This is a genomic window from Pseudomonas sp. KNUC1026 (genome assembly GCF_021650705.1).
Classification (GTDB): domain Bacteria; phylum Pseudomonadota; class Gammaproteobacteria; order Pseudomonadales; family Pseudomonadaceae; genus Aquipseudomonas.
In genome coordinates this window covers 916,837-928,541 of sequence record NZ_CP087138.1, presented here as the reverse complement: position 1 = coordinate 928,541, position 11,705 = coordinate 916,837, and the positions used below count along the sequence as shown (strand labels likewise).

At 65.3% G+C, this 11,705-nt stretch carries 5 protein-coding genes and 10 pseudogenes; 10 read left to right on the top strand and 5 right to left on the bottom strand.

Annotated features, from left to right (window positions below; translation table 11 throughout):
- Positions 1-64: 64 nt before the first annotated feature.
- The 7 genes and pseudogenes from LN139_RS04010 to LN139_RS03985 all read left to right on the top strand — a co-directional run bounded on the left by LN139_RS04010 (position 65) and on the right by LN139_RS03985 (position 6,209).
- On the top strand, positions 65-1,441 hold the full coding sequence (locus LN139_RS04010; RefSeq protein ID WP_236358858.1) for an aldehyde dehydrogenase family protein: 1,377 nt from the start codon (positions 65-67) through the stop codon (positions 1,439-1,441).
- A 94-nt stretch (positions 1,442-1,535) separates the two neighbouring features.
- Positions 1,536-2,595, top strand: a pseudogene (locus LN139_RS04005) (ABC transporter substrate-binding protein).
- 146 nt (positions 2,596-2,741) lie between these two features.
- A pseudogene (locus LN139_RS04000) lies at positions 2,742-3,583 on the top strand (ABC transporter permease).
- Positions 3,570-4,373 carry an ABC transporter permease gene (locus LN139_RS03995; protein ID WP_236358855.1) on the top strand — a complete coding sequence of 268 codons (804 nt, stop codon included), beginning with the start codon at positions 3,570-3,572 and terminating at the stop codon, positions 4,371-4,373. Before LN139_RS04000 ends, LN139_RS03995 begins: the two are co-directional and overlap by 14 nt.
- 39 nt (positions 4,374-4,412) lie before the next feature.
- Positions 4,413-4,800 (top strand): annotated as a pseudogene (locus LN139_RS25410) (ABC transporter ATP-binding protein); the annotation flags it as partial.
- 195 nt (positions 4,801-4,995) lie between these two features.
- Positions 4,996-5,367: a TOBE domain-containing protein gene (locus LN139_RS25405; RefSeq protein WP_442964410.1), complete on the top strand. Its 372-nt coding sequence runs from the start codon at positions 4,996-4,998 to the stop codon at positions 5,365-5,367.
- A gap of 189 nt (positions 5,368-5,556) precedes the next feature.
- Positions 5,557-6,209: pseudogene (locus tag LN139_RS03985) on the top strand (HAD family hydrolase).
- Here LN139_RS03985 and LN139_RS03980 read toward each other — a convergent pair.
- The 5 genes and pseudogenes from LN139_RS03980 to LN139_RS24690 all read right to left on the bottom strand — a co-directional run bounded on the left by LN139_RS03980 (position 6,197) and on the right by LN139_RS24690 (position 9,380).
- Positions 6,197-6,776: pseudogene (locus LN139_RS03980) on the bottom strand (tRNA-uridine aminocarboxypropyltransferase). The pseudogenes LN139_RS03985 and LN139_RS03980 overlap by 13 nt on opposite strands.
- A 27-nt stretch (positions 6,777-6,803) precedes the next feature.
- Positions 6,804-7,304, bottom strand: a pseudogene (locus tag LN139_RS25400) (methyl-accepting chemotaxis protein); the annotation flags it as partial.
- Complete coding sequence (locus LN139_RS25395) at positions 7,294-7,854, bottom strand: hypothetical protein (RefSeq protein WP_442964462.1); 561 nt, start codon at positions 7,852-7,854, stop codon at positions 7,294-7,296. The gene LN139_RS25395 and the pseudogene LN139_RS25400, both read right to left, overlap by 11 nt.
- A gap of 118 nt (positions 7,855-7,972) precedes the next feature.
- Positions 7,973-8,394 (bottom strand): annotated as a pseudogene (locus LN139_RS25390) (PAS domain-containing protein); the annotation flags it as partial.
- 89 nt (positions 8,395-8,483) lie between these two features.
- Positions 8,484-9,380, bottom strand: a pseudogene (locus LN139_RS24690) (LysR substrate-binding domain-containing protein).
- A gap of 101 nt (positions 9,381-9,481) precedes the next feature.
- Here LN139_RS24690 and LN139_RS03960 point away from each other — a divergent pair.
- The 3 genes and pseudogenes from LN139_RS03960 (at position 9,482) to vapC (ending at position 11,482) form a co-directional block, all read left to right on the top strand.
- Positions 9,482-10,756: a glucarate dehydratase family protein gene (locus tag LN139_RS03960; RefSeq protein ID WP_236358851.1), complete on the top strand. Its 1,275-nt coding sequence runs from the start codon at positions 9,482-9,484 to the stop codon at positions 10,754-10,756.
- 84 nt (positions 10,757-10,840) lie between these two features.
- Positions 10,841-11,070, top strand: a pseudogene (gene vapB, locus LN139_RS03955) (type II toxin-antitoxin system VapB family antitoxin).
- A pseudogene (gene vapC / locus LN139_RS03950) lies at positions 11,070-11,482 on the top strand (type II toxin-antitoxin system tRNA(fMet)-specific endonuclease VapC). The pseudogenes vapB and vapC overlap by 1 nt, the downstream one beginning before the upstream one ends.
- Positions 11,483-11,705: the final 223 nt, after the last annotated feature.

The following is an 11,705-nucleotide window of genomic DNA, read 5'->3' as shown; positions in this document are numbered from 1 at the left end:
TTCAGTATCACTAACAGCTCAAGCGGCCTTAGGCTTGCCTCATCGCCACACAGGAGGCCCCGCCATGACCGCTTACGCCATCTCCCGCAACCCCCACAGCGGTGAAGAACTCGCCCGCTACCCGTTCGAAAGCGACGCCCAGCTCGACGCTGCGCTGGCCGGCACCGCCGCTGCGCAGCGCCAGTGGGCTGGCGCTCCAGTCGCCCAGCGCGTGCAGGTGCTGCAGCAACTGGCTCAGGCCCTGCGCGCACGCCTCGAACCGCTGGCGCAAATGATCACCGCCGAGATGGGCAAGCCCATCGCCCAGGCCCGCGCCGAAGTCGAGAAATGCGCTGCCATGAGCGACTGGTACGCCGAGCACGGCCCGGCCTTTCTCGCCCCGCAACCTGCACCGGTCGCCGGCCAGCGCGCCTGGCTGGAATTCCGCCCGCTGGGCACGGTGCTGGCGGTGATGCCGTGGAATTTCCCGCTGTGGCAGGTGCTGCGCGGTGCAGTGCCGATGCTGCTGGCCGGCAACGCCTACGTGCTCGAACACGCGCCGAACGTGATGGGCAGCGCGTACCTGCTGCGTGAGGTGTTCGAGCACACCGACCTGCCCGCCGGCGCTTTCGAGGTCATCAACGTGGAGCCCGCTGGCGTCTCGCGTGCCATCGCCGACCCGCGCATCGCGGCAGTTGCAGTCACCGGCAGCGGCCGGGCGGGCGCGGCCATCGCGTCGCAGGCCGGGGCCGTGCTCAAAAAGTGCATCCTGGAACTGGGCGGCAGCGACCCGTTCATCGTGCTCGAAGGCTGCGACCTCGACGCCGCCGTGCAATCGGCCGTGGTCGGCCGCTACCAGAACACCGGCCAGGTGTGCATGGCCGCCAAGCGCCTGATCGTCGAGCAAGGCATTGCCGAAGCCTTCCAGGCCAGGTTCCTGGAGGCAGTGCGCGCGCTCAGGGTGGGCGACCCCACTGCAGAGGCGAACTACATCGGCCCGATGGCGCGCTACGACCTGCGTGATGAGCTGCATGGCCAGGTACAGGCCTCGATCGATGAGGGCGCCACTTTGCTGCTGGGCGGCGAGCCACTGCCAGGCGACGGCAACTACTACGCCCCCACGGTACTGGCCAACGTGCAACCGCACATGACGGCCTTCCGCCAGGAGCTATTCGGCCCGGTGGCGGCGCTGATCACCGCCCGTGACGCCGAGCATGCCCTGGCGCTGGCCAACGACAGCGACTTCGGCCTGTGCGCGACAATCTGGGGGCCGGACGAAGCTGCCGCCGAAGCCTTGGCCGCACGCCTGGAAACCGGTGGGGTGTTCATCAACGGCAACGCGGCATCAGACCCGCGCATCGTGGTCGGCGGCGTGAAGCAAAGTGGCTATGGGCGAGAGCTGTCCAGCTACGGCGTTCATGAATTCTGCAACGTGCAGACCGTGTGGGTGGGGCGGCGGTAACGCAAACGTCACATTACGCTCCTAGGTTTAGAGCCGGCGGCTATATTTCAACTAGAAGTCCGCCGGTTCACGACCTTTTCCCCAGGAGCAACGGATGAATAAGCGCTTGTTGGCTGCACTGTTCGGTTCCACCCTCGCCCTCTCCCCGCTGGCCATGGCCGCCGACCTCTCGGCGCTGGAAAGCGCGGCCAGGAAAGAAGGCCAGGTCAACAGCGTGGGCATGCCCGACAGCTGGGCCAACTGGAAAGGCACCTGGGACGACCTGGCGCGCCTCTACGGCCTCAAGCACGTGGATACCGACATGAGCTCGGCCCAGGAAATCGCCAAGTTCGATGCCGAGAAAGACAACGCCAGCGCCGACATCGGTGACGTCGGCGCTGCCTTCGGCCCTGATCGCCAAGGCCAAGGGCGTGACCCAGCCGTACATCCCAGCACCTTCGACCAGGTGCCCGACTGGGCCAAGGACAAGGACGGCCACTGGATGCTGGCCTACACCGGCACCATCGCCTTCATCATCAACAAGGACCTGGTCAAAGGCGACGACGTACCGAAAAGCTGGCATGACCTGGAAAAAGGCAAATACAAGGTCGCCATCGGTGACGTGAGCACTGCAGCCCAGGCCGCCAACGGCGTGCTGGCTGCGGCCATGGCCTACAAGGGCGATGAGAGCAACCTGGTCACCGGGGCTGGCGCTGTTCACCAAGCTGGCCGAGCAAGGCCGGCTGTCGTTGGCCAACCCGACCATCCAGACGCTGGAAAAGGGTGAAGTGGAAGTGGGCGTGGTGTGGGACTTCAACGGCCTGAGCTACCGCGAACAGATCGACCCCAAACGCTTCGAAGTGCTGATCCCGTCGGACGGCTCGGTGATCTCCGGCTACACCACGGTGATCAACAAGTACGCCAAGCACCCCAACGCGGCCAAGCTTGCGCGTGAATATATCTTCAGCGACGCCGGGCAGATCAACCTGGCTCGCGGCAATGCCCGGCCGATCCGCGCCGAGCATCTGAAGTTGCCGGAAGATGTACAGGCCAAGCTGCTGCCCAACGAGCAGTACAAGAACGTGAAGCCGATCCAGAACGCCGAAGCCTGGGAGAAGAGCTCCAAGGCCCTGCCGCAACAGTGGAACGAGCAGGTTATCGTCGAGATGAAGTGAGTTGAGCAGGGGCGTCGCCGTTACACGGCGTCCGGCATAGCCGGCCTCCCAAAAGGGTAAGTGTGAGCCTTTGTGGGAGGCCGGCTTGCCGGACGCCGTGTAGCGGGCGACGCGCCCTTCCAGAACCCGCCGGAGCCCACCTCACTTTGAACACCAAATCCCCCGTCAAGGGCTGGGCACTGCTGTGCCTTCTACCCTTTGCCCTGTTTTTCACCGTCTTCCAGTTAGCCCCCCTGGCCTGGGTGGCCCTGCACAGCGTGCAGGTGGACGACGCCTGGAGCCTGGCCAACTTCACCCGCGCCTTCGGCTCGAAGTTCTACCGCCAGGCTATGCAGTTCAGCCTGGAGATCAGCCTCTGGTCGAGCCTGCTGGGCCTGGCCATCGCGCTGATCGGCAGCGTATCGCTGGCACGGGTGGATTCGCGCCTGCGCCGCTTCGTCACTGCCTTCGCCGACATGACCAGCGACTTTGCCGGCGTGCCGCTGGCCTTCGCCTTCATCATCCTGCTGGGCTTCAACGGCGCCATCACCCTGGTGCTCAAGCAAAGCGGGCTGCTCGGGGATTTCAACCTCTATTCCAAGAGCGGGCTGATCCTGGTGTACACCTACTTCCAGATCCCGCTGGGGGTGATGCTGCTCTACCCCGCCCTCGACGGCCTGCGCGCCGATTGGCGTGAAGCCGCAGCGCTGCTGGGGGCGAGCACCTGGCGCTACTGGTGGCACATCGGCCTGCCGGTGCTTGCCCGGCACTGCTGGGCACCTTCGTGATCCTCCTGGCCAACGCGCTGGGCGCCTACGCCACCGTGTACGCGCTCACCACCGGCAACTTCAACGTGCTGCCGATCCGCATCGCGGCGATGGTGGCCGGCGACATTTCCCTGGACCCGAACATGGCCAGTGCCCTGGCGATCATCCTGGTAGGGATGATGACCCTGGTGACGCTGGTGCATCAGTGGATGCTGCGCAGGAGCTACCATGCAAAACGCTGAAACCCGCGCCGCGCGGCTGTACCACCGCACAGTGGTGTGGCTGCTGTTCCTGATCCTGCTGCTGCCGCTGGCCGGCACCCTGCTCTACTCGCTGGCCACCAGTTGGTCGGCCACCGTGCTGCCCAGTGGGCTCACGCTGAAGTGGTACCTGGCGCTGTGGAGCGATGCGCGCTTTCTCGCAGCATTCGGCCACTCGGTGCTGGTGTGCGTAGGCGCGCTGGTGCTGGCCACGCTGTTGATCCTGCCGCTGCTGTTCGCGGTGCACTATCACTTCCCGAAGCTGGACGGGCTGATGAACGTGCTGATCCTGCTGCCGTTCGCGGTGCCGCCGGTGGTCTCGGCGGTGGGCCTGTTGCAGCTGTATGGCTCAGGCCCCATGGCCATGACCGGCACGCCGTGGATCCTGATCGGCTGCTACTTCACCGTGGCGCTGCCGTTCATGTACCGGGCCATCTCCAACAACCTGCAGGCGATCAACCTGCGCGACCTGATGGACGCCGCCCAGTTGCTGGGCGCCAGCCCCTTGAAGGCGGCGCTGCTGGTGGTGTTGCCGAACCTGCGCAAAGGGCTGCTGGTGGCGCTGCTGCTGTCGTTCTCGTTCCTGTTCGGCGAGTTCGTGTTCGCCAACCTGCTGGTGGGCACCCAGTACGAAACCCTGCAGGTGTACCTGAACAACATGCGCAACAGCACCGGGCACATCAACAGCGCGCTGGTGATTTCCTACTTCTTCTTCGTGCTGGTGGTGACCTGGCTCGCCACTTTCCTCAACCGCGACCAAGGCAGCCACTGACATGAGCTTCATGAGCGTCAACAGACCTGCACAAACGCTATGGCGACACCAGCGTGTTCACCGACATCAACCTCAGCGTGGCCCAGGGCCGAGTTCATCACCCTGCTCGGCCCCTCCGGCTGCGGCAAGTCCACCCTGTTGCGCTGCATCGCCGGGCTTACGGCAGTGGACGGCGGGCGCATCCATCTGGCCGGCCAGGACATCGCTGCAGCTGAGCCCCCAGCAACGCGGCATCGGCATGGTGTTCCAGAGCTACGCGCTGTTTCCCAACATGACCGTGGAGCAGAACGTCGCCTTCGGCCTGCGCATGCAGAAGGTCGCCGATGCCGAGCGGCGCCAGCGCGTGGCCGAGGCGCTCACGCTGGTGGAACTCGACACCTTCGCCGGGCGCTACCCGCATCAACTCTCCGGCGGCCAGAGCCAGCGCGTGGCCCTGGCCCGTTCGCTGGTGACACGGCCGCGCCTGCTGCTGCTCGACGAACCACTCTCTGCGCTCGATGCGCGCATCCGCCGGCACCTGCGCGAGCAGATCCGCGCCATCCAGCAAGAGCTGGGGCTGACCACACTGTTCGTGACCCACGATCAGGAAGAAGCCCTGACCCTGTCGGACCGCATCGTGCTGATGAACAAGGGCCAGATCGTCCAGAGCGGCGATGCCCAGAGCCTCTACACCGCCCCGGTGGACGCCTTCGCCGCAGGGTTCATCGGCAACTACAACCTGCTCGACGCCGCCAGCGCCAGCCGCCTGCTCGGCCGGCCGGCCAGCGGCCAATTGGCGATCCGCCCTGAGGCCATCACCCTGGTGCCGGAGCCCGACGGCCAGGCGCAAGTTCTCGGCCACAGCCTCCTGGGCAACGTGATCCGCTACCGGGTGCAGGCCGATGGCGTGACACTGCGGGTGGATGTGCTCAACCGCGCGGCCTCGGACCTGTATGCTGATGGCACCCGCGTGCGCCTGCTGATCGACCCGGCGGCGCTGCGCGAAGTGGCCTGATCTCTAGTGTGGTGTTTCACAAATAACGACCATAATCTGCGGCGTTTTCTGCACCCATGCTGCGTTGCCGCTCCTCGCCGTAGCCCGGCTACGACTCGTCGCGGCGCCTTGCCTGGGCACAAAAACCACTCGCATATCATTGGTCGTATTTGCGAAACGTCGCGCTGGCGTGGAAGGAGCTTTGATTCTATGCCTTTGGCGATTTTCGACCTGGACGACACCCTGATCGACGGCGACAGCTCGGCGCTGTGGAACGAACAGATGGCGCGGCTGGGCTGGGTAGACCCGGCCGCGTTCGTCGAGCGAAGCGAAGCCTTGATGCGCGCCTACCACGAAGGCTCGCTGTCCATGGAGCAGTTCATGGCCTTTGCCCTGGAGCCGATGATCGGCCGCACCGAAGAGGAGCTGGAGCACTTGGTGGAGCCATGGGTCGAGGAGGTGATAGAGCCGCTGATTCATAGCGACGCCACCCGCGTGATCGCCCACCACCGCAGCCTGGGCAACCGCATTCTGGTGATTTCGGCCACGGCGCGGTTTCTGGTGGCGCCGATCGCCGCGCGGATCGGCATCGACGATGTGCTGGCGATCGACTGCGAAATCGCCCATGGCGTGTACAGCGGCCGCACCGAAGGCATCCTCACTTACCGCGAAGGCAAGGTGGCGCGCCTGGAGCAGTGGCTGGCCGAACAGGGCGAAAGCCTGGAAGGCGCCAGTTTTTCTCGGACTCACGCAACGACCTGCCGCTGCTGCAAACCGTCGCCCACCCGCAGGCGGTAAACCCTGATCCGGTGTTGCGCGCCCACGCTGAACAGGCCGGCTGGCCCATTCATCACTGGCGCTGATGGTTACGCGCGTAGGTCTCGGCACCCATCGCGCGAATCTGCCCTTCGATCAGCGCATCGAAAGGCTTGAGCAGGTCGCTGAACTGTGCCGGTGCCTCCAGTTGCTCCAGGGCTTGCACGATGGCCTCGACGGTGGCCAGCGCGCCGGCCCCGGCGCCTTGCGCGAACGGTAGTCTGGACGGGCCGCCAGCGCTGAGGCTGACCCGCGGCAGCGCTGCCAGCTCGGGGTTCAGGTGCAGCGGCGAGCGCGCCTTGCGCCAGGTGCCGTCGGGCACGATCAGCAGCCGAGGGCGTTCATCGGCTTCGGTGCAAGGCTCTGGCTCGCCAGGAACAACAGGCACGCCCGGTAACCCGGCCGCTGCCACAGTGAAGGCTCGAAACGCTCGCCTACCACAAGCTCGGCATTGGCCAACCCAGCACCGCCAGGCGCGCCGTGTTGAGCGCGTGACCCGCTTCGCTTGGGTGCTGCAACACCAGCACCCGCGTGCGGCTTTGAAGATGCGGGATCAACCCGCACAGGCAGTGCCCCTCGGGCCGCCCGCAGCGTTCACAGCACACCCGCGCCATTATCCCTCCCGTGATCAGGCCAAGGCTTCAACGGCTGAAGCGCTCGGCCAGGCCTGTGCAGGTAACCGGCCATAGACCGCGCTCCAGCTCCTCACTGATGCGCGCGCCGTTGCCGCGCGCCTGGTTGGCGCTGTCGTCGCACAGCTGGGCGATGCGGGCGATCTGCTGGTTGATGTCTTCGGCCACGTGGCTTTGCTGTTCGCAGGCTGGTGGCCATCTGCCCGCTCATGGCGGCCATGCGGGCCAGCGGGCCTCGGTGATGCCGTCCAGCGCACGCTCGACCGCTTCGACGCTGCGCATGCTCTGGCTGGAGATCTGCTCACCGCGCCCGGCAGCGGCCACCGCGCGGTCGGCGCCTTCCTGAAGGCTGGTGATGATCTGGTGGATCTGCTCGGTCGAGCTGCGCGTGCGCAAGGCCAGCTGGCGCACCTCGTCGGCCGCCACTGCAAAGCCCCTGCCCTGCTCGCCGGCCCGCGCGGCTTCGATAGCGGCGTTGAGGGCCAGCAGGTTGGTTTGCTCAGCCATGCCGGTGATCACGTCGGCCACGCTGCCGACGCTCTGGCGTCTGCTCGGCCAGGGCGTCGACCGCCTGGCCGATGTCACTCACCGATTCGGCCATCTGCTGCATCGCGCCGAGGCTTTCGCTGGCAAGGCCACTGCCGTTGCGCGGGCCAGGCGGTCGGCGTCGGTGGCGGCGGAGGCGGTGGCCTGCACGTTCTGTGCGACTTCCTGAATGGTGGCGGCCATTTCGGCGACGGCGGTGGCGGTGACTGATCGGTTTCGCCGCGCTGGCGCTCCAGCGCCTGGGGCCTGGCTGCCGGAAGAGCTTCGACGACTCGGCGGCGCGCTGGCGCACGTTCTCGCCGGCGTCCACCAGGCGCGTGAGCGCGGTTTGCAAGCCGGCCTCTTCGCTGAACAGGGCGAGGTCCAGCTGCGCCTGGGCGCCGGGCTGGTCGCTGTAGGTCAACGCCACCAGCGGGCTGGTGAACGCCTTGGGGTGGTCGGCCAGGCTGCGGCGCGCGCGGCGCGGCCCTGGGAGGAACAGCGCAGCGCGGGCGCAACCGGCCACGCCCAGCAAGGTGAGCCCGAGTGTCGCCGCCGGCGGCAGCCAGGCGCAACCGGGCCAGGGCTGCCGGCAGCGGTGGCCAGGTACGGGGCGCTGGCGGCAAGGCCGTGGCCCAGGCGCGCCGGGGCTGCCGCTGCGCCTTTGCCGGCGCGCAGCCGAGCGCAAAGTGCCGTGGCGCGGCGCACCTGGTCGCGGCTGGGCAGGGTGCGCACCGACTCGAACCCGGCGATGCGGCCGTGCTCGTAGATAGCGGTGACGTAGGCGTTGACCCAGTAGTAATCGCCGTTCTTGGCGCGGTTCTTCACCACGCCCATCCACGGTTTGCCTTCTTTGAGGGTGCTCCACATGTGCTCGAAGACCGAAGCGGGCATGTCGGGGTGGCGCACGATGTTGTGCGGCTGGCCGAGCAGCTCTTCGTAGGTGAAGCCGCTCAGGGTCACGAAGGCGTCGTTGCAGAAGGTGATGCGGCTGTCGGGGCTCAGTGGTGGAGATCGACCGCTGTACGGCGTGGAAGGTACGCTCCTGATCGGTGACGGGCAGGTTGGTACGCATGGTCAGAGCTTCCTTGCAAAAAAGGCCTTCGAAAAATGCCGGCTAGCCGGCAAAAGGGGCATTTTAGCTGAGCGCTGCACTTTTAACGCTCACCGCCTGGCTGGAAACTGTCTCGAATCGCCTCCGACGGCGAGCCGCATGGCCGGGTTGTCGTTGTCGTCGCGCCAGATCAGGTGCAGCTCGCTGCACACCCTGCCTCCAGCATGATGTCGCGAAACACCACTTCGCGGAACGCCACGTTGGTCGCACAGCGCGGCACCAGGGCCAGGCCCAGGCCCGCGTTCGCCAGCGCCAGCATCGTCAGCGAAGAGCCCAGCCACTGTACGTAGGCAGGCGCCACGCCGGCGGAGCGGAACATGCCGGTGAGCAGCTCGTTGAACGGCGCGTAGGCGTCGTGCGAGTACATCGGAAGGGGTTGCGCCTCCAGCGCCTGCACGCCGATTTCATCGGCATCGGCCGGGGTGCACGCGTGGTAACGCCAGCACGAAGGGCTCGCGCACCAGGCGCTCGCCGCACACGCCCGGCTCTTGCAAGGGCGAGCGCACGATGCCCAGGTCGATGCGGCCGGCACGCAGCGCTTCGTGCTGCTGGGCGGTGTTCATTTCCAGCAGCGCGATGTGCACGTTGGGTTGGCGCTCACGAGCGTGCGCCACCACCTTGGGCAAAAACTACGTACACGGGCGCTGCCGACGAAGCTGATGGCCACCGAGCCGATGTCGCCCTGGGCGAAACGCCGCGCCGACTGCGCGGCCATCTCGGCCTGGGCCAGCAGGCTCTCGCGCTTCCAGGAAGAACGCCCGGCCGGCGGCGGTCAGGCGCACGCTGCGGGTGTTGCGGGTGAACAGCGCTGCGCCGATCTGGTGTTCGAGCAACTGGATCTGCCGGGTGAGCGGTGGCTGAGTCATGTTCAGCCGCTCGGCTGCGCGGCGGAAGTTGAGTTCTGTGGCGACGGTGGTGAAACAACGCAGTTGGGAGAGCTCGAACACTGATTCAATCCAGGTATCAATTGCATGCCTAACTGAAATAGACGCGATCAATCCAGGCGTCCATGCTCGCCGGCATAGAACAACAATTGCCGGAGCCTTCGATGAAAATCACCCGCGTTACCGTCACCCCTATTGCCTTCCGCGATGCCCCGCTGCTCAACGCCAGTGGCATCCATGAGCCCTACGCGCTGCGCTCGATCATCGAGATCGAGAGCGACAACGGCTACATCGGCCTGGGCGAAAGCTACGGTGATGCGCCGGCTTTGGCGATTCAGAACGCGGTGAAGGATCAGTTGATCGGGCTGGACCCGTTCAATCTCAACCAGCTGCGCACCGTGGTGCAGGCCGCAGTCGCTCAGCACAAACCGCAGAGCGTGGCCGGTGCCGAACTGGCCCCCGGCTCGCACGCGAGCAAGGCGGTGAGCAATGCCTACGCAGCTTTCGAGGTGGCCTTTCTCGACCTGCAGGCCCATGCGCTGAACGTGCCGCTGGTGGACCTGCTCGGCGGCAAGGCCCGCGACGAGGTGCCGTCCTCGGCGTACCTGTTTTTCGAGTCGCCGAGCACATCGGCTGCGCCCTACCCGGCCGACCGCTGGGGCGAGGCGCTCAATGAGCAGCAGATCGTCGAACAGGCCCGGCGCATGATCGACCAGTACGGCTTCAAGAGCATCAAGCTCAAGGCCGGCGCGCTTGACCCCGAACATGAGGTGAACTGCATCAAGGCGCTGCACAAGGCCTTCCCCGAGACCCCGCTGCGCATCGACCCCAACGGCAACTGGTCGCTGGAGACTTCGGTGCGCATGGCCGAGGTGCTCGGTGATGCGTTGCAGTATTACGAAGATCCCTGCCCGGGGCTGGATGGCATGGCCGAGCTGCACAAGCGTACAGGCCTGCCGCTGGCGACCAATATGGTGGTGACCGACTTCGACGAGTTCCGCCGCAGCGTCGAGCTCAACAGCGTGCAGATCGTGCTCGCCGACCACCACTACTGGGGTGGCCTGCGCGCCACACAGGTGCTGGCGCACATGTGCCATACCTGGGGGCTGGGCGTATCCATGCATTCGAACTCGCACCTGGGCATCAGCCTGATGGCCATGGCCCACGTGGCAGCCGCTTCACCGAACCTGGACTACGCCTGCGACACCCACTACCCCTGGCAGGAGCCGGACGAGGAAGTGATCAAGGGCGGCAAGCTGCCGATCGTCGGCGGCGCGGTGAAGATCAGCAGCACCCCGGGGCTTGGGCTGGAGCTGGACCATGAGCAACTGGCCAAGCTGCATGAGCAGTACCTGCGCTGCGGCATCACCTCGCGTGATGATGTGCGGCAGATGCGCAAGTACAAGCCGGATTGGGTGCAGGTGAAGCCGAGGTATTGATTGGCAAAGCAGTGGATATGGCATTGACATATCCACCAACGCCTTCGATCATTGTGGCTATAAATAGGTTCGAGGGAATGCACAATGGAACAAGGCGCCGTATTCATCAGTAATAGAAGCCAAGCCGTTCGCCTGCCCAAGGCAGCGGCATTGCCAGAAGACGTCAAGCGCGTAGACATCGTTGCAATCGGGCGTACGAGGATCTTGACTCCTGCCGGTGAAAGCTGGGACCTGTGGTTCAGGAGCCCGTTGTAAGTCTTGATTTCATGGAAAGCCGTGAGCAGCCTGCCATGCAAGAGCGTGAAGCATTCTGATGCTTAAGTTCATGCTCGATACCAACATCTGCATTTTCACCATCAAAAACAAACCGGAACACGTGAGGGCGCTTTTCAATCAGCATCATGGGCAGCTGTGCATCAGCAGCGTCACCCTGATGGAGTTGTTCTACGGCGCCGAAAAGTCTCAGTTGCCTGTGCGCAACCTCGCGGTTGTCGAAGGCCTTGCAGCGCGGCTCGAGGTCTTGAGCTTTGATGACACGCAGCCAGCCATAGCGGCCAGCTTCGTGCAGAGTTAGCGAAAGCTGGCACACCCATAGGCCCGTTCGACAACATGATTGCTGGTCATGCCAGATCTTTGGGCTTGACGGTCGTGACTAACAACGTTCGTAAATTCAAGCGCGTACCTGGTTTACGCGTGGTCGATTGGACGGTTCATCAACCTGGCTAAATTCGCCGACCTAGCGATCAACGCGTCGCGCGGCAAGCCGCCCTCCCACTGAGTGATCTGCGCCAAGCACCCGGGTCGGAGGGCGGCGCCCTCCACTTCATTGATCACTCACCTGAGCATTTCAAAAGTGGGAGGGCGGCTTGCCGCGCGCCGTGCAACGGGCGCCGTGCAATGGGCGGCGTGCAAGGCGTAAGCTTCGCACCTGCCCACTCCGAAACGGCAC